Raw genomic sequence first — 16,627 nt, 5'->3', positions numbered from 1 at the left:
GAAGTTACCAATGAGCCAGACCCTGGATTTGTCTTTTTTCTACCTGCTGGCCAACAAAGGCAGCCTCGCGGCCACGGCTCGGGAGCTGGGCGTGACCCCGCCGGCGGTGAGCAAACGCCTGACCGCGCTGGAAGCACGGCTCGGCATCCGCCTGGTCAACCGCACCACGCGCTCGATGAGCCTGACCTCGGAAGGTGAACTGTATTTTTCCCATGCGGCGCGCATCCTCACGCAGATCGATGAGGTCGAACAGCTGATCAGCAGCAGCCGGGCCACCCCTAAAGGCCTGATTCGCGTCAACGCGTCTTTGGGTTTCGGTCGTCGCTACATTGGCCCGGCATTGGGCGCGTTCTTCGCGCAATACCCGGAGGTGGAAATCCAGCTGGAAATCAGCGATCACCCGCTCGACCTGACGACCCACGGGTTTGACCTGGGCATTCGTTTCGGCACGCTGCCGGACGCGGCCTTTCATGCGCGCAAGATCGCCTCCAATCGCCGTCTGTTATGCGCCTCGCCGCTGTACCTGGAAAAGCATGGCGTGCCGCAACGTCTGGCGGATCTACAGCAACACAACTGCATCTTCCTGCGGCAAAACGAAACACCCTATGGCGTATGGAGCTTCACCAACGGTGGGCGCACGCAAAACATCAAAGTGCGCGGAGCGTTAGGCTGCAACGACGGTGAAGTGGCCCTCAATTGGGCGCTGGAAGGTCACGGGATTCTGCTGCGGGCCGAATGGGACATCGCCCGCTACGTGCGCAGTGGCCGCTTGCGCCTGGTGCTGGAGGACCAGACACCGACCCGCGCCGATGTCTATGCCATTTACCCGCAACAGTTGCACCTGTCGGCACGCGTGCGCAGCCTGATCGATTTTCTGGTCGAGCGCTTCAAGCACATCGATCATCTGGATGAACCGCAATCTGTGCTCGACTGAACAGCGCTACGACATGTTGAGCGCCACGGCGGCGCGAATGAGCGCCTTCAGGGCTGTTTCATCAATCCGGTCGCCCTCGTGAATATCGATGGCGCGCCGGGTGTTGCCATCAAGGCTGGCGTTGAACAGCCCTGAAGGATCCTCCAGCGAGGCGCCCTTGGCGAACGTCATCTTCACGGCGTTTTTGTACGTCTCACCGGTGCAGAGGATGCCGGCGTGCGACCACACCGGAACGCCCCGCCACTTCAACGCCTCGACCACTTCAGGGTCGGCCTGTTTGATGAGCGTTCGAACCCGGGCGAGGGTCTCGCCCCGCCAATCGCCCAACGCCTTGATTTTCGCGTCTATCCGCTGGGAGGCAGAGCCTCCCTCCTCTGCGTCCTTTGAGCCAACCGTCTCTTTCTTCATGATGGCTATCTCCCTCTTCATGATGATTGCCGTCTCGCTGACAGGATTACAACGCAGGGCGTTGCAGTTTGACCCACTCTTGAACGGCAGGTCGCTGCCATTGACGCTGCGCGTATTCCACCAGCGCGGGTGGCACGGAGTCACCATTGAGTATCAGCCGGTTGAGCATCAAGGCCAGATCGACGTCGGCGATTGACCATTGGCCGAACAGGTGCTCGGGGCTGTCAGCCAGCAGCGCTTGTGCGGCACTGAACAGCTTGCGCGTGGCCGACTCGGCCGTCGGCGACAGGGGCTGTGCTTTGAGGCCATAAAACACCACCAACGTGGATCGCTCCTGCCGAATGGGCAGCAGGTCACTGCGCAGCCATGCCTGGACTTGTCGAGCCTTCGCCCGCTGCTTCGGGTCTTGCGGGTAAACCGGCGTCTGGGGGAAAACGTCTTCCAGGTATTCCGTGATCGCCGAGGATTCAGACAAGGCGAAGTCGCCCTGCACGAGGGTCGGTACGCGCTGGGTCAGGGAGAGGCTGGCATAGTCAGCGGCCTGGTTCTCGGACGTTTCGAGGTTGAGCGGGCAGATATCGAATTCGATGCCCTTTTCGCGAAGGACCACGAAGGCCGACATGGCATAGGGGCTAGTAAATTGGGAGTCGACGTACAGACGCAGGCGGGAATTATTCACGGGTGATCTCCATATGCTTGAGCAGCCACCCTACGAGTTCCAGCGCGATAAATAAAATCGATGATTTTTATGGGCGCATTCCTGGGCGGAATACCGGGTTGGCGACGCTCACTGCCCAGCCCCTGAATCCTGGCCGGTGGCCAAATAGGAGCTAATATTCAACCTGAATCCCCCTGCCAAGGACTGCAACCATGAGCCGGCTCGAGCTACTGACCAAATGGAATCGCATGATCGTACGGTTGCAGATTGAACATGAAATCAGTGCCCGGGATTTCGAGAAATTCAGCTGGAAACTGGGCATTCCCTGTGTGGTGCTGTCGGCGGTTGTCAGCGCCGGTGTTTTTGGCTCAATCAGTGATGCCTCGCCCGTATGGCTCCAATATGCGGCTGGCATCCTGTCACTGCTGACCCTGGTGTTGAGTTCGGTTCAGACCTTCCTGAACTTTGATACCCGGGCTGCCGGGCACAAAGACACTGCCGAGAAACTCGGCGCGATCTCCCGTGAGATCCAGGACGAAATCGCCAGTGGCAAAGACGAAGCCATCCTGGGCCCAATCATTTTGGACATCCGCAAGCGCATTGACTCGATTCTTCTGGATGCCCCGACCTTGCCCAAGTCAACGATCAGGAGACTGGGGGAAGTTCGCGTCTACTCCGAGACACCAGCCACTGAGCAAGACATGATCCCGGCTCGAATAAAGATCGCAGACTTCATGAGAGGAGGCGTTCGAGATGCAACTCATCACGCTGAAAATCGATAAGCCGGAGGCGACGAACTTCATTTTGGGTCAGACGCACTTCATCAAGTCCGTCGAGGACATCCACGAAGCGTTGGTCAATACCGTGCCGGGTATCCAGTTTGGCGTGGCCTTTTGTGAAGCCTCTGGCAACTGCCTGGTGCGATGGTCCGGTACTAATACCGCCATGATCGAACTTGCGCAAAAAAATGCACTGGCCATTGGCGCCGGCCATAGCTTCATTATTTTCCTGGGCGACGGTTTCTATCCGCTGAACGTGTTGAACACCGTCAAAATGGTGCCAGAGGTGTGCCGTATTTTCTGCGCTACCGCCAATCCAACCGAAGTGATTGTCGCTGAGACGCAACAGGGGCGAGCGATCCTCGGCGTGGTGGATGGTTTCTGTGCCAAAGACATTGAAGATGATGAAGCTATCTTGTGGCGCAAGAATCTGTTGCGCCAGATCGGCTACAAGCAGTGAATTGAACCGACGGACACGAAAAAGCCCGCACAAGGCGGGCTTTGAAAATCGAGTAGGTGGCCAGTGCTGGTCTCTGGCTTGCAAGGTTTATCAGGCTTCTGACAGAACAATTTCGTACTGTTCTGCTTCACACGGCATAAGGGCTGGATCTCATCGGGAGATCATTCTAACCGTGTACCCTTTGGAACGCGCCCTACGTTTCCTTGTTATCCATTTGCGCATCAGTCTGCGTCTTCACCTACACCTTCAGAATAGCAAAAAGTTCGAAGGCCTGGCCGGGCTTTTAAGACCGATTTAATCCAGGAAAAAGAACCACAGGATGCAAAAGCGCTAAGGTTCGCATCACCTGCTGCCCCCACCAGGCTTATCTGCCGGAATTGTGCACGAGCTGCTCAACGAAGAATTCCACATGCCCTCTCGGATGAGTCGGTAATGGCCAGGTATCGACGTTGTGAGCAAGGGCCTGGAAGGCTTGAGCGCATTTAGAGCGGGGAAAGGCTTCAAATACTGCACGCCCCTTCTGCACGGCTTTGTGCGCACATTCGTCATTCGGCACCGCGCCGGTGTATTGCAAGGAGACATCCAGGAACATATCGGTAATCTTTTCCAGCTTGGCAAACAGATTGCGGCCTTCCGCCGGACTGTTTGTCATGTTGGCCAGTACGCGAAAACGGTGCAGACCGTAGTTCAGGTTGAGCAATTTGATCAGCCCGTAGGCGCCGCTGATCGAGGTGGGCTCATCGCACACCACCACCATTACTTCCTGCGCTGCGCGGATGAAATTGATCACGGAACCCCCGATACCGGCGGCCGTATCGATGATCAGTACATCCGTTTTGTCGCCAATATCGCTAAAGGCCTGGATCAGCGCTCGATATTGCGCAGGCTCCAGATGCGTCATGTTCTGCATGCCAGAAGAGGCCGGGGCGACACGAATGCCTCCAGGCCCAGGCATCAGTGCCTCGGACAGCTCGCAACGCCCTTCGATGACATCGGCCAGGGTGTAGCGCGGGGTCAGCCCCAGGAGAATATCGATATTCGCCAGGCCAAGATCGGCATCCAGTAATACGACGCGTCGCCCCATTTTCGCCAACGCCAACGAAAGGTTGACCGCCACCGTCGTCTTGCCCACGCCCCCCTTACCGCCGGTCACAGCGATAACCTGCACACAATGCATTTGTTCCATTTAACGTTCCCTTCCCCGCATACCGTGTGCCAGCGCGTTATAAGCATCATCCAGATGCCGCAAGGATAGCTGAAAAGCGTGGGATAGCTGCTTTATCTCCCGACGAGAGGCATTTCGCCATCCTCCATCGAACGGTTTCAACGAAAAGGCCGACAGAAACAACCGAAACGTTTAAATCCAAACGTCATTCTTCGCGGTTCTTTCTCCGTCCTGATCACCGGTATTGAGCACACCACGCGGCTCGATCAGTAATAGCTTCACCTCTCGCTCAGCGTAAGGCTTGTGTTCGACGCCCTTGGGGACGACGTACATTTCCCCCTGTCCAACCACGACGGCCCCCTCTCGAAGATCAATGCGAAGCTCGCCTTCGATGACGATGAACGCTTCATCGGTATCGGCGTGGGAGTGCCAGACAAAGTCGCCTTCGATTTTCACCACCTTGAATTGATAGTCGTTCATCTCGGCAATGACCTTGGGTGCCCATTGCTCGCTGAACAAGGCATATTTTTCGGCAAAGTTAATCGCGCTGCAGACTTGGGAATTCATTTGAGTCGCCCTCACTGGACAAGATATCGGGTAGCGGCACAAAGCCGAGGGTCGCTCGATAGCCCACCCTCGATAAAGGGCAAGGGTTTGCCGCCCAGCACCTGCTGAATCAAGGCAGGTTCGATGTAGATCATCCGGTAATGAAAACCCGCTTCGGTACCGGCTTCACCGTCATGCACCTCGTCCGGGTGCAAGACGATGGTTTTGCCGGGCAGGCCGTGGCGCTGGGATTTGCGGGACTGGAAACTTTGAACACCTGACAGCGTACGTCCGATCGCGTAAGTATCGTGGCGATGCGGCGTAAAGCCATGGCCGCCAAAAAACGCTTCGATGCGCTCCATCTTCAACGGCTGCGCCGAGTGCTTGACCCAATCCCTGTTGCCCTTGGTGTTAGTCATGTCCCTGTACCACATCGAATGATGTCAGTACGTTACCAGTGCGAGCGTCTGATGTCCCTGGCTCGTGACCCGCCTGAATCAGCACCCTCGGCGTCGCCGGCAAATTTGTCTGTTCCCCTCGTGAACCAGTTTTGAGACCCGCAGTCTTAGCCGTGCCGTAAAAGACCCTCGCCCAGCGACGTGCTCCTGCGGTCATTACTCGTCTGCATCCCACCCTTATCGTCGTCAACTCATCAGAGCTGTCCGTTCATGCGCCCACCTGTCCGCTGCCGCCGCTTTATTTCGCTGTGCCTGATGCCTTTATTTGCGCTGCTCGCCAACCCCGCCCATGCCAGTGGGGAACGGCAACTGGTGGCAGTCATCAACGACTATCGTGCCGATCCCGATCGCTGCGCGGGGCGCATGGTCAAGCCGCTGCGGCCGCTGTCGCTGAAATCGGACCTGGCCTTGCCGATCAGCTATGGCGGTGGCTTGCGGGACGGGTTGAAAGCTAACGGCTATCAAGCAGTGACGGTGCGCACCATTCGTCTGGTCGGCGCGCAAGATGCCGATGAGGCATTCGACATGCTTCAGAGCGACTACTGTGGGGCGCTGCTCGATAGCCAATACGCCGACATCGGCGTTACTCGCTCCCGCAGCGAATGGCGAGTGGTGCTGGCGCAACCGGTACTCGATGGGCGTATCGGCGATTCGCGCGCCGCGAGCAAGACGTTGCTGGCACAGGTCAACGCGGCACGGGCCAAGCCACGTATGTGTGGGCGCCAACGCTTCCCCGCTGCACGGCCATTAACCTGGAATGCCGCTCTGGGCGCCGCCGCGCAAGGCCACAGCAAGGCAATGGCCTATGGCAACTACTTCGCCCACCAGGACCCCGACGGTGATAGGCCGGCGGACAGGGCCAGAGCCGCCGGTTACCGCGGCCGGCAGATCGGCGAGAACATCGCCGCCGGGCAAGGCTCCCCCAGCCAGGCGATGGCCGGCTGGCTGGCCAGCCCCGGGCATTGCGCCAACCTGATGAACCCGATGTTTACCCAGGTCGGCGCGGCCTATGCCGCAGACTCGCGCAGCGACAAGGGGGTTTACTGGACGATGCTGTTCGGCGCGCCTTGAGTCAGGTTCTGCGCCTTATTTCGGTTGCGCCACCGTGCGCAAATAAGGTTTCAGCGTTTTGAACCCGTCCGGGTACTTCTTCCTGGCGTCCTCATCGGAGACTGAAGTGGGAATGATGACGTCTTCGCCCGGACGCCAGTTCACCGGCGTGGCGACGGTGTGCTTGGCGTTCAACTGCAGCGAATCGAGCAGGCGCAGCACTTCATCGAAGTTGCGCCCGGCGCTCATCGGGTAGATCAGCATCGCCTTGACCTTTTTGTCCGGGCCAATAATGAACACTGAACGCACCGTGGCATTGTCCACGGCAGTCCGTGCGCCGCCACTGGCATTCGGATGAATCATGTCGTAGAGCTTGGCCACCACCAGGTTCTCGTCACCGATCATGGGATAGTTGACCGCATGGCCCTGGGTCTCTTCGATGTCCTTGGCCCAGGTCTGATGGTTACTGACAGGGTCGACACTGAGCCCGACGATTTTGGTGTTGCGCTTATCGAACTCCGGCTTGAGCCCTGCCATATAGCCGAGTTCAGTGGTGCACACCGGGGTGAAATCCTTGGGATGCGAAAACAGGATCGCCCACTTGTCGCCGATCCATTCATGGAAATGCAGCGGGCCTTCGGTGCTCTCGGCGGTAAAGTCCGGCGCTTCGTCGCCAATGCGGATTGCCATGATCGTTCTCCTTACTGTTGAGTCGTAGGGAAGTCGCCGGAACGCGGGTTCCGGCGGCATTCAGTGTCTGTTAAACCGTCAACGCGGATCAGTATAGGAGACGCTTGAGGCCCCGGTAGTTAGCCGCGCGCCTGCTCCTGCCTTCCTTTGATGACCGGGCATTCAAGCCTGCGAACCTCGCTCGACCGACACGGCAAGCCCTGATGTCCTGGCCAGCCCGTAATAGAGCATGCCGGGCACCACCAGCCCGACTATCCAGGAAATATCGACACCGCCGAGCTGCGCGACCATCGGTCCGGAGTAAAAGTGAGTGTCGACAAAAGGCAGCTGAACCAGCACACCGAGCACATACACGCTGATCCCCAACACATTCCAGCGGCCATAACGCCCCGCCGGGTCGGACAATGCCGGGATGTCATAACGCTCCTTGTTGATGAAGTAGTAATCCACCAGGTTGATCGCGCTCCACGGCGTGAAGAAGGTCAGCAGAAAAAGGATGAAGTACTTGAACGTGCTCAGGAACGAGTACTGCCCCAGCAGCGCGAGCGTGGTGGACGCCCCGACAATCGCCAGCACGAACAGCATGCGTTTGCCGGCGGATATCGCGAAGCCACGACGAAAGCCACTGATAATGGTGGCCACGCACATGAAGCTGCCATAGGCGTTGAGGGTCGACACCGTGACCTTGCCGAACACCACGCTCAAATACAGCAGGGAGGCCATCACGCCGGTACTGCCCAGCCCGACGATGGTGGCGACTTCATGCCCGCGAAAACCCGGGCCCGCCAGTGCAGCGGCGAACACCCCCAGCACCATTGACGCCTGGGCGCCCAGCACCGTCCCCAGGCCTACCGCGGTGAATGTCTTCCAGGACGAGGTCTTGCTCGGCAGGTAGCGCGAGTAGTCGGCCACATAAGGGCCGAACGCGATCTGCCAGGACGCGGAAAGGGACACCGCCAGCAGGAAAGTACTCCAGCCGAAATGACGATTTTCCAGCAACAGACCGATGTCGTTGAGCGTCATCAACCGGGTAAACAGATAGACGAAGGCGATGATGCCCAGCACGCTGGCTACCCTGCCGACCAGGTGGATGACCCGATAGCCGAAGATCGTCAGAAACGCGATACAGGCCGCAAAAATCAGGATGCCGGCGCTGTCGCTGACATGGACCAACTGGGCAATGGCCTGCCCCGACAGTACCGCGCCGGTGGCGCTGAAGCCGAGGTAAATCAGGCACACCAGCACAATCGGGATCGCCGCCCCATAGACACCGAACTGCACGCGACTGGAGATCATCTGCGGCAACCCGAGCCTGGGTCCTTGTGCAGCATGCAGGGCCACCACTGCCCCGCCGAGCACCTGACCGATCAGCAAACCGATGAGTGACCAGAACACATCGCCGCCCAGCACCACGGCCAGCGCGCCGGTCACAATCGCCGTGATCTGCAGGTTGGCGCCGAGCCACAGGGTGAACTGGCTGTAGAGGCTGCCATGGCGCTCGGCCTCGGGAATATAGTCGATAGAACGTGTCTCGATCAGTGGACTTCGCTGCTGGGTATCGCTGATCTCGGTCATTTTTTTGTTCTCTCCTGAGGGGGCAACCCTGTAGGAGCGGGCTTGCTCGCGAAGGCGGTGTGTCAGGCGACATCAATGTTGACTGCGCTGCCGTCTTCGCGGGCAAGCCCGCTCCCACAGGGATATAGAGGTTCTAGATATTGATTTCGCTGGCCGGCACGACATCGATCCGCGCCACGGAGCCGGTCAGGTGCGCCAGATCCTTGTTGTGTTCGGCAATGATGTCTTCGGCGCTCATCGTGCCGTTGTCGATCGTGGAATGGGCGTCGGCCGCCAGCACGACGTCGTAGCCCAATTCATGCGCCTGGCGGACGGTGGCGTTGATGCAGTAATCGGTTTGCAGGCCGCAAATGATCAGACGGTCGACGTCCAGCTCTTGCAGGTGTTCATGCAAGCGGGTCTGGTAGAACGAATCCGGGGTGGTTTTGCGCACGCGCAGGTCTTGGGGTGAAGTCTTCAGGCCGTCGGCCAGTTGCCAGCCTTCGCCACCGTATTGCAGCAGGTCGCCCTCTTCTTCGTGCTGGATCAGGATGACCGGGATGTCGGCCGCTCGGGCTCTGGCGCTGAGGCCGTTGATGGTGTCGATGACGCGCGGTATGTCGAAGCATTCATATTTGCCGGTGCACAGCGCGCGTTGGACGTCGATGATCAGGAGTGCGGTGCTCATGGCTTCCTTCCTTAGACAGGTCGCTGGAACGATGGATTTCAACTCCCTTTTAGCACGTAGCAACTCGACGCCGCGTTCGAGGATCGGGGATCGAGGCCACCCAGGGAGCTGAGGTGGCCGGTGATCGCCTGTTTTCAGTAACCGAGTGACAACCCGGTGTTACGCCGTGGATCGTTCGCCCCATAGAAGCGGTTCTTGCCCACCGGTTTGCCTTCCAGCGAAGGCGCCCCCACCAGAATAGCCGCGATGTGGTTGGGATCCTGCGGCCCTGTAAACTTATGACCCCAACTTTCGAGCATTTTCCTAGTGTAACGCGGAGCATCCACTGCTTCCTGGATGTTCAAAACAGAGGGAACGCTTCAAAAGCAGTAGGCAAGTATGGCTGCAATTGCGTATTGCGCCTCCCCGACGAGGCAGTATGCTGGGCCACCTGTTCAGCACGTGTGCGGAGTCCGTTGGCATGACCTACACCTTCACTACCCTGGCGTCGCCGGTCGGCGAGTTGAAGCTGGTCGCGAAAGGCTCGCGTCTGGCGGCCATCCTCTGGGAAAACGACAAACCCGGCCGGGTACGACTGGGGCCGATGAGTGAAGCGGCGGACCACCCGATCCTGGTACGCACAACACAGCAGTTGCAGGAATACTTTGCCGGCACACGCAATCATTTCGATCTGGAGCTGGATTTTGCCGGGACGGACTTTCAGAAGCAGGTGTGGCAGGCGCTACTGACCATTCCGTTTGGCGAGACGCGCAGCTACAGCGAGATTGCCCGGCAGATCGGCAATCCCAGTGCGGTCCGGGCAGTGGGCGCGGCCAACGGCAAAAATCCGATATCGATTGTCGCGCCGTGTCACCGGGTGATCGGTGCGTCGGGGAAACTGACGGGGTTCGCCGGGGGGCTTGAGGCGAAAGAGCGGTTGCTGACGCTGGAGGGCGGTGAATGGTCGGGGGGCGGCAAGATGGGGGATTTGTTTAGTCATTAAAGATCAAAAGCTAGCGATAACCACGCGCCTGCACATTGAACAACTGCGCATAGCGCCCACCCGCCGCGACCAGGCTGTCGTGAGCGCCTCGCTCAAGGATCGAACCTTGCTCCAGCACGATGATGTGATCGGCATTACGCACGCTAGAGAAGCGGTGGGAAATCAGCAACGTCATGCGCCCTTCGGTGTGTTGACTGAAATGCTCGAACACCGCCGCTTCCGCCGCCGGGTCCAGGGCGGAGGTCGGCTCATCCAGAATCAGGATATCGGCGTCGCGGCGCATGTAAGCGCGAGACAAGGCAATTTTTTGCCATTGCCCACCGGACAGTTCCTGCCCACCGGCAAACCACCGCCCCAACTGCGTGGCGTAACCGCGATCCAGACACTCGATGAAGGGCGCGGCCATGCCCTCGGCGGCCGCTTGCTGCCAACGCGTTTCATCGTTGAACGCCAGGGTGTCGCCCACGCCGATGTTCTCGCCGACGGAGAACTGGTAGCGAATGTAGTCCTGAAAGATCACGCCGATGCGTCGTCTCAGCGCCTCCTCTTGCCAAGCCTGCAAATCGCTGCCATCCAGTAGAATGCGCCCCTGATCAGGACGATACAGACGAGTCAGCAACTTGATCAGCGTGGTTTTGCCCGAGCCGTTTTCCCCCACCAGCGCGAGACTGTGTCCGGGTCTGAGGTGCAGATCGATGCCCTGCAATGCGGCGCGGCTCGCCCCCGGATAACGGAAGCCGACATTCTCGAAACGCAAACCATCGCCGGGCGCCGCGCCCACGGTGAGACTTCCGGTATCGGCCACCACGGGCTCGGCCAGATACTCATAGAGGCTCGACAGGTAAAGGCCATCTTCGTAGAGACCGCTGATCGCGCTCAAGCTGCTGCTCACCGCAGTCTGCCCTTGCTTGAACAGCACCAGGTACATGGTCATTTGCCCGAGGCTGATGCTGCCGTGAACGGTATCGATCACGACCCACCCATAGGCCAGATAAAACGCAGCGGTGCCCAGCAGCCCCAGCACAAATCCCCAGCCATCGCGGCGCAACGTCAGGCGCCGGTCTTCGGCGTAGAGACGAGCAAACGTGTCCCGATAACGCTGCAATAGCAGCGGCGCGAAGCCGAACAGTTTCACTTCTTTGATATAGCCCTCATGGGAGAGCAGCGTCTCGATGTAGTTCTGCTGCCGACTCTCCGGCGCCCGGCGAGTGAACAGCCGAAAGGCATCTCCCGAAAAGTGCGCTTCGGCAAAGAACACCGGCAACGCCCCAACCACCAGCAGCACCAGCGCCCATGGCGAAAAATGCACCAGCAACACGCCAAAGCTGATCAACATGATCAGGTTCTGGATTAGCCCCAGCGTTTTCATCACCAGCGCCAACGGTCGGGTCGATGCCTCGCGCCGCACCCGAACCAGCTTGTCGTAGAACTCGGAGTTCTCGAACTGTACCAACGATAACGTCTGGGCCTTCTCCAGAATCATCGTGTTGACCTTCTGCCCCAACTGCACCCGCAACAACGACTGCTGCACCGACAATGCGCGCTGCGTCCCGGACAGTAACGCAAGCACGCCCGCTTCAAACAACACATAGCGCACGACCGGCCACAACGGCGCGCTGCCTTGTTGCGCGTGCAACTGCATGGCGGTAACGACCGCGTCGACAATCCGCTGCCCCAGCCAGGCTGCCAGCGCTGGCAGCATACCGGCGATCAGCGTCGCCAGCACCAACCCCAAAAACAGCCCACGGGATGTTCCCCAGACCAGTAGCAAGGCACGCCTCGCCTGGTCGGGCAAAGAGGCGAAGCGGGTAAGGACAGGCATAGGGCGATTGACTCGGTGGCGGATGTCAGAGGGGCGCGGCAGGTCATACGGTACGTGGAATGAGGCTTATCGCTTTACATGACGCGATAAATCTCGCCTCGCCCATAGGAAAAACATCTAAAAAAGCACCGCCGCCCATCACGTTTTAGCGCTTTGCTATGAGGAGTCAATGCCCATCGGAATTGGAGGACGCCCAACCGCTGAGCGCCACTCGATCACCGGGAGCAGAACATGAAAATCAATCCCTACCTGATCTTCAACGGCGACTGCCAGGCCGCTTTCACTTTCTACGCCAAAAGCCTGCCAGGCCAGATCGAAGTCATGATGACCTTCGGCGAAACCCCCGCCCGTGACCACGTTCCGGCGGACTGCCACAACCTGATTATTCACACACGCCTGCTGGTTGGCGATCAGGCGATCATGGGGTCGGATACCACGCCTGATCGCCCTGCCGCAGGCATGAGCGGTTGTTCAGTATCGTTGAATGTCGACAGTGTGGCTGAGGCAGAACGGGTGTTTGCTGCGTTGGTGGAGGGCGGCAGTATTCAAATGCCGCTGGAGACTACCTTCTGGGCGGCGCGCTTCGGGATGCTGGTCGATCGGTTTGGCGTGTCATGGATGATTAATTGCGAGAAGGACCAATGACCGGCCCCTCCCCAAAACTAATACTTAAGTATAATGGCCCTTTAATGTCAACTTTGGCTTTTTATAGTCAAAGACCAGACGGAATAACTACACCGTTCACAAAATCAGCTATTGACATAAAATATTACGAATATAATTCAAAAGGAGTCCATTAATATAGCCTTGGCTCGTTTGCCCTAAAAAGAGGCGACAGTTGAACTGCTGCCTCCCGGGAGCGCACCCACGCGGCCCTAAAGCACCCTGGAATATCCTTATAAATCAACTCCAGCATTTCTGAAATGCGGACCTTCGCACAATTCGTACGCAAGACTTCTCAGTTGTGCCTCGTTCTGCAGCCTGACCCGCTCACAGAAAAATCAACCGAGAGCGCCTAGTCCGATGGAACGATCGCTCCAACTAAAGCCGGATATCAAAAAAACAAATTGGCTAAATCCTCCACAATTGGCTATGTCTTTGAATCCGATGGAACTATTGACCATGGAATGACGTCTATCCACGAGGCTGAAATGTTATAAAACGTCAGATAATTTCAGTATTTTGTGTATTAAGATTGCAACGCCAGCACATGTGAGTAATTTGCATCATGAGTACCGAGAGCAAAATAGAAAATAGCCAGAGGGGTATTCTCGCTATTGGGCGCACTTGGCGCTCAACAGAGAAACTTCGGCAGCTATTTGTACCAAACTTCACGCATGCTTATATATTAGATTACCCAAACCCATTAAGCCTTGATAGCGAAACTCAAACCCACGATACCGTACTGATCGATATTGAAAGTCCCTCTATTCTTAATGACTGCCTGGCGTTCATTAAGAAACTGCGTACGATCCCGACAGAACCGGCCATTATCGTTGCCATAAATTTTCGAGCTCCGCAAACCAAAATTGAATGCTACCTGGCCGGCGCCGATCACTGCATCAATGTACCTAACGACCAGGATGAAAAAGCCAGGTTAATTTCAGAGCTGCTCGAAACGCCTGAATGGCAGCCCACTGTGAAGTTGATCCTGGATCAAACATGCCTGCACTTATACAACGATGAGTACAAACTGGATCTGGCCTATCAGGAAATGAAAGCCCTGGATGCGCTTATTAACGCACAAGGCAACATTCTGCACCATGATCGCATGGCCGAATCCATGGGCTTGAATATAAAGCTCTATGACTCACGCGTTCTGGAAAAATCCATCAGTCGGCTTCGAAACAAAATCAAAAAACACTTTGGAATTAACATTATTCACAGCGTTCGCGGTTATGGCTATCGATTGCTTCGAGGGGTCGTATCAGTAAAACAAACAAACTTTCTTTCTTAAAGGGACTGAAGAATGGAGTCCAGCAGGCAATATACAGTGCAAGAGAACTTCGCATTGGTTTTCTTCAGGCAATCGATTCTCAAACGAAACGATGAACTGTTCGGCAGTGAAATTTATGCCAAGGCGACCAAACAGCAGGCACCTCTGAACAAGGGGTATCAGCCATTGCACCCCAATCACCCGCTGGCGATCTATCGCGAAGTACTGATGCGGATCCAATTAAATGCCCTTTCACAGATTGAGGCCCTACCCCCCTCGTCCGTACAGGCACCCAACAAACTGTTCGTGACCATGGACCAATCCGCTTTGTTGGATAAAGCGCTCATCAAGGAACTGAATGACGCTCAAGCGACACTCAAAAAGCATGAGCAACAGCTGATTCCCAGCATTAGCAGCAGTTCGTTCCTTTCGTTCAACCTCAAGGAAAAAAGAACCCTTATCAATCACATTCACCTATTGAAAGACAACGGCATCGAGATCGCTTTCGATGGCTATGACTTAAGCGATGACAGCGCCGAAAAAATGATCAGCCCGACACTGTTCGATTATATAAAAGTGGACCTGACCCGATCCAATTTCGACATCATGGTCGACAACAGCCAGGATTTTTTCAACAGGTCTTACGACCGCCTGAGCAGCATGATCCATGACAGCAAGATCAGGTTCATAGCGGACCGGGTGGAGCACAAAGCGCTGCACACACTGGCTCGCAGCATGCCTTTCGACTTTTTCCAGGGGAGGTACTACTCTCCAACTGAAGTAATCTAAGCGTTAAACATTTCACCAAACTAGGAAGGAGCCTTATTGTGAATACGACAAACAACAGCTTTCTAATCTTCACCCGAGACCAACTGGCACGACAAGCAATAGAGTCGCTTCTCGCACAACGTCTGTCATCTTTTGAAATCGAATCCGGCAAACTCAGCAGCGAACGCATCCGAAAGAGCCGATTCACGCACATCCTGCTCGACCAGGCAGATATATCGCTGAGCGATGTCAGCTTTATCCGCAAGAATCAAAAAGATGCGGAAATCATACTCATAACACCCAACTCGGAACATTCAGAACTCCATCACTTCTCGCATTTTGGAGTGGATGGTTTTCTCAAGAAACCGGTGGCCGACGAAGAGTTCATCTCCGCTGTCAGTCGGGTCAAAGAGTCACAGGGAAACCCTGAAGTCTGGTGGTTTAACGCTGACGACAGGACATTAATCAAGGAAGATATAACCATCCCGTTGACCGGTACCGAATCGTTAATGCTCACCCAACTGGTTATCAGCGATCGACGCGTGCTTAGCAAGAACGATCTTATTCTACGTATCGATAAAGACCCGGAAAATTACAGCGGTCTTGAAATGTGCCTGAGTCGGCTGCAGAAGAAGTTCAAAACCGCCGCCAACGGAGAACGACTGATTCGCTCGGTCAGAAACCGTGGTTATTGCCTGGCACAAAGGATAAGGATCGCTTACTAAGCGAGATCGCAAAAACAATAACAATAAATGCGATTTCCTGCCCCATCCGATACCGCTACCTGCCTGACTTCTCGCACTGAACTTCCCGCCGCCTGCCCCTCATACATATCTCTCCATAGTTCCTGTCCCGGCTTCCTTTCCATGGGTCGGCACGCGTTATCGGAATGCTGCAATTATATAGACGATTTAGCGATGCCCCCCTAACAAAAGTGCACGACCTTTTATAACACCCCCCCGAAAGCGTGACCGTTATAATTCGTCAGACACCCACAAAGATTAAGGTACTAGTATAAATACCGGACACTGAGACAACCGTATCAGCTGACTGAAAACAACATCCGGATGGCCAGCCATAAGCCCGCGTTATTCCCTTCTAATAATAAAAAACTTCTAATTGAGACCGCGCTCGCTAAGCCTTTGCGCGTGGCTGCCATTTATTAACCGTCGACTGATACACAACGTGGCGCACGCCCGAGGGACACCGCGATGGTACATAATCGTATTAATCGAAACAGCATATCCAAAGGACTGACCTTCTGGGGGCAATGGATAGTTGCCATCACTTCGGTCAATACATTGTTATTTGCTCTGGCGCTGTACCAGACAGGAGAAATCGAAGCTCATTATCGTGTGCTTGCCGTGCTGACTTTCCTGGGCTCGGTCCCTTCTTACTCCCTGCTGCTGGTCTATCACAAGCAGCATGGCTACCTCTCCGGCCTGGGACGCTTGCTGCTGGGATGGCTGCTGCTGCTGGCCGGGATGACCAGCATTGGCTTTCTCAGCAAGACGAGCGAATTGTTCTCCCGGGAAATCATCATGGTCTGGGCCGTGGCAGGTTATTGCGTGCAGGCCTTGCTGTACCTGCCTCTGCACACTTTTTCCAGGCACTACCATCGGCAATTGCACAGCCAATACAACACCCTGATCATCGGCACCGACCAACTGGCGGTGAATCTGGCGGACAAACTGGCCAATACCGAGTTTCCGCCGCTGGTCGGCCTGAT

17 protein-coding genes and 3 pseudogenes are annotated in these 16,627 nt (G+C 56.4%); 10 read left to right on the top strand and 10 right to left on the bottom strand.

The genetic code is table 11. From position 1 onward, the window contains the following. Window positions 1–10: 10 nt before the first annotated feature. A complete protein-coding gene (locus tag HCU66_RS23725; RefSeq protein ID WP_205890850.1) occupies window positions 11–934 on the top strand; it encodes a LysR family transcriptional regulator in 924 nt (307 codons plus the stop codon). Between the two features lie 6 nt (window positions 935–940). Here the strand turns inward: HCU66_RS23725 and HCU66_RS23720 are convergent, their stop codons facing one another. Together HCU66_RS23720 and yfcF are read right to left on the bottom strand one after the other, a co-directional pair. Continuing rightward, the gene (locus HCU66_RS23720) at window positions 941–1,342 is read right to left on the bottom strand and encodes a DUF1801 domain-containing protein (protein ID WP_205890849.1); all 402 of its coding nucleotides are present in this window, start codon (window positions 1,340–1,342) and stop codon (window positions 941–943) included. 46 nt (window positions 1,343–1,388) lie between these two features. Further along, entirely contained in the window at window positions 1,389–2,021 is a 633-nt protein-coding gene (gene yfcF / locus HCU66_RS23715) for a glutathione transferase (protein ID WP_205890848.1), read from the bottom strand. Window positions 2,022–2,212: 191 nt separating this feature from the next. Between yfcF and HCU66_RS23710 the strand changes: the two genes are divergently transcribed. Further along, window positions 2,213–2,782, top strand: coding sequence for an SLATT domain-containing protein (locus HCU66_RS23710; protein WP_241015645.1), 570 nt, complete (start codon window positions 2,213–2,215; stop codon window positions 2,780–2,782). After that, on the top strand, window positions 2,754–3,239 hold the full coding sequence (locus HCU66_RS23705; RefSeq protein ID WP_205890847.1) for an adenosine-specific kinase: 486 nt from the start codon (window positions 2,754–2,756) through the stop codon (window positions 3,237–3,239). The genes HCU66_RS23710 and HCU66_RS23705 overlap by 29 nt, the downstream gene beginning before the upstream one ends. 364 nt (window positions 3,240–3,603) lie before the next feature. On the opposite strand, the gene HCU66_RS23700 is transcribed toward HCU66_RS23705, so the two are convergent. From HCU66_RS23700 to HCU66_RS23690, 3 genes and pseudogenes are all read right to left on the bottom strand, one after another. Further along, the gene (locus HCU66_RS23700) at window positions 3,604–4,425 is read right to left on the bottom strand and encodes a MinD/ParA family ATP-binding protein (RefSeq protein WP_205890846.1); all 822 of its coding nucleotides are present in this window, start codon (window positions 4,423–4,425) and stop codon (window positions 3,604–3,606) included. 171 nt (window positions 4,426–4,596) lie between these two features. Next, entirely contained in the window at window positions 4,597–4,971 is a 375-nt protein-coding gene (locus HCU66_RS23695) for a cupin domain-containing protein (protein WP_205890845.1), read from the bottom strand. Between the two features lie 14 nt (window positions 4,972–4,985). Further along, window positions 4,986–5,369: pseudogene (locus HCU66_RS23690) on the bottom strand (AraC family ligand binding domain-containing protein); the annotation flags it as partial. 249 nt (window positions 5,370–5,618) lie between these two features. Between HCU66_RS23690 and HCU66_RS23685 the strand changes: the two are divergent. Beyond that, the gene (locus HCU66_RS23685) at window positions 5,619–6,479 is read left to right on the top strand and encodes a CAP domain-containing protein (protein ID WP_205890844.1); all 861 of its coding nucleotides are present in this window, start codon (window positions 5,619–5,621) and stop codon (window positions 6,477–6,479) included. Window positions 6,480–6,494: 15 nt separating this feature from the next. On the opposite strand, the gene HCU66_RS23680 is transcribed toward HCU66_RS23685, so the two are convergent. The 4 genes and pseudogenes from HCU66_RS23680 to ggt form a co-directional block, all read right to left on the bottom strand. Further along, window positions 6,495–7,148 (bottom strand): peroxiredoxin, encoded by a 654-nt coding sequence (locus HCU66_RS23680; protein ID WP_192342653.1) that lies wholly within the window; start codon window positions 7,146–7,148, stop codon window positions 6,495–6,497. Between the two features lie 162 nt (window positions 7,149–7,310). Beyond that, window positions 7,311–8,723 (bottom strand): purine-cytosine permease family protein, encoded by a 1,413-nt coding sequence (locus tag HCU66_RS23675; protein ID WP_205890843.1) that lies wholly within the window; start codon window positions 8,721–8,723, stop codon window positions 7,311–7,313. Between the two features lie 133 nt (window positions 8,724–8,856). Beyond that, complete coding sequence (locus HCU66_RS23670) at window positions 8,857–9,390, bottom strand: cysteine hydrolase family protein (RefSeq protein ID WP_205890842.1); 534 nt, start codon at window positions 9,388–9,390, stop codon at window positions 8,857–8,859. Between the two features lie 134 nt (window positions 9,391–9,524). Further along, window positions 9,525–9,734: pseudogene (gene ggt, locus HCU66_RS23665) on the bottom strand (gamma-glutamyltransferase); the annotation flags it as partial. A 116-nt stretch (window positions 9,735–9,850) separates the two neighbouring features. On the opposite strand from ggt, the gene HCU66_RS23660 reads away from it, so the two are divergent. Continuing rightward, a complete protein-coding gene (locus tag HCU66_RS23660; RefSeq protein WP_205890840.1) occupies window positions 9,851–10,372 on the top strand; it encodes a methylated-DNA--[protein]-cysteine S-methyltransferase in 522 nt (173 codons plus the stop codon). A gap of 10 nt (window positions 10,373–10,382) precedes the next feature. Here HCU66_RS23660 and HCU66_RS23655 read toward each other — a convergent pair whose 3' ends face one another. Further along, window positions 10,383–12,194, bottom strand: a complete 1,812-nt coding sequence (locus HCU66_RS23655) for an ABC transporter ATP-binding protein (protein ID WP_205890839.1) — start codon at window positions 12,192–12,194, stop codon at window positions 10,383–10,385. Window positions 12,195–12,425: 231 nt separating this feature from the next. Between HCU66_RS23655 and HCU66_RS23650 the strand changes: the two genes are divergently transcribed. The 5 genes and pseudogenes from HCU66_RS23650 to HCU66_RS23630 all read left to right on the top strand — a co-directional run. After that, window positions 12,426–12,839 (top strand): VOC family protein, encoded by a 414-nt coding sequence (locus HCU66_RS23650; protein ID WP_205890838.1) that lies wholly within the window; start codon window positions 12,426–12,428, stop codon window positions 12,837–12,839. Between the two features lie 583 nt (window positions 12,840–13,422). After that, complete coding sequence (locus HCU66_RS23645; RefSeq protein WP_205890837.1) at window positions 13,423–14,151, top strand: winged helix-turn-helix domain-containing protein; 729 nt, start codon at window positions 13,423–13,425, stop codon at window positions 14,149–14,151. A 12-nt stretch (window positions 14,152–14,163) separates the two neighbouring features. Next, window positions 14,164–14,919, top strand: coding sequence for an EAL domain-containing protein (locus HCU66_RS23640; protein ID WP_205890836.1), 756 nt, complete (start codon window positions 14,164–14,166; stop codon window positions 14,917–14,919). A 38-nt stretch (window positions 14,920–14,957) separates the two neighbouring features. Continuing rightward, window positions 14,958–15,623 (top strand): winged helix-turn-helix domain-containing protein, encoded by a 666-nt coding sequence (locus HCU66_RS27225; protein ID WP_338136467.1) that lies wholly within the window; start codon window positions 14,958–14,960, stop codon window positions 15,621–15,623. Between the two features lie 639 nt (window positions 15,624–16,262). Next, window positions 16,263–16,627: pseudogene (locus tag HCU66_RS23630) on the top strand (undecaprenyl-phosphate glucose phosphotransferase); the annotation flags it as partial.

The sequence above is a fragment of the Pseudomonas frederiksbergensis genome (assembly GCF_017114915.1).
In the GTDB taxonomy this organism is placed as follows: domain Bacteria; phylum Pseudomonadota; class Gammaproteobacteria; order Pseudomonadales; family Pseudomonadaceae; genus Aquipseudomonas; species Aquipseudomonas frederiksbergensis_I.
The sequence above is the reverse complement of the archived record's forward strand: the minus strand, read 5'-3'. Positions and strand labels throughout refer to the sequence as shown.

Coding starts and splice junctions, on each gene's coding strand:
- HCU66_RS23725 (WP_205890850.1), top strand. CDS start 11: ATGAGCCAGACCCTGGATTTGTCTTTTTTCTACCTGCTGGCCAACAAA.
- HCU66_RS23720 (WP_205890849.1), bottom strand. CDS start 1,342: ATGAAGAAAGAGACGGTTGGCTCAAAGGACGCAGAGGAGGGAGGCTCT.
- HCU66_RS23710 (WP_241015645.1), top strand. CDS start 2,213: ATGAGCCGGCTCGAGCTACTGACCAAATGGAATCGCATGATCGTACGG.
- HCU66_RS23705 (WP_205890847.1), top strand. CDS start 2,754: ATGCAACTCATCACGCTGAAAATCGATAAGCCGGAGGCGACGAACTTC.
- HCU66_RS23700 (WP_205890846.1), bottom strand. CDS start 4,425: ATGGAACAAATGCATTGTGTGCAGGTTATCGCTGTGACCGGCGGTAAG.
- HCU66_RS23695 (WP_205890845.1), bottom strand. CDS start 4,971: ATGAATTCCCAAGTCTGCAGCGCGATTAACTTTGCCGAAAAATATGCC.
- HCU66_RS23685 (WP_205890844.1), top strand. CDS start 5,619: ATGCGCCCACCTGTCCGCTGCCGCCGCTTTATTTCGCTGTGCCTGATG.
- HCU66_RS23680 (WP_192342653.1), bottom strand. CDS start 7,148: ATGGCAATCCGCATTGGCGACGAAGCGCCGGACTTTACCGCCGAGAGC.
- HCU66_RS23675 (WP_205890843.1), bottom strand. CDS start 8,723: ATGACCGAGATCAGCGATACCCAGCAGCGAAGTCCACTGATCGAGACA.
- HCU66_RS23670 (WP_205890842.1), bottom strand. CDS start 9,390: ATGAGCACCGCACTCCTGATCATCGACGTCCAACGCGCGCTGTGCACC.
- HCU66_RS23660 (WP_205890840.1), top strand. CDS start 9,851: ATGACCTACACCTTCACTACCCTGGCGTCGCCGGTCGGCGAGTTGAAG.
- HCU66_RS23655 (WP_205890839.1), bottom strand. CDS start 12,194: ATGCCTGTCCTTACCCGCTTCGCCTCTTTGCCCGACCAGGCGAGGCGT.
- HCU66_RS23650 (WP_205890838.1), top strand. CDS start 12,426: ATGAAAATCAATCCCTACCTGATCTTCAACGGCGACTGCCAGGCCGCT.
- HCU66_RS23645 (WP_205890837.1), top strand. CDS start 13,423: ATGAGTACCGAGAGCAAAATAGAAAATAGCCAGAGGGGTATTCTCGCT.
- HCU66_RS23640 (WP_205890836.1), top strand. CDS start 14,164: ATGGAGTCCAGCAGGCAATATACAGTGCAAGAGAACTTCGCATTGGTT.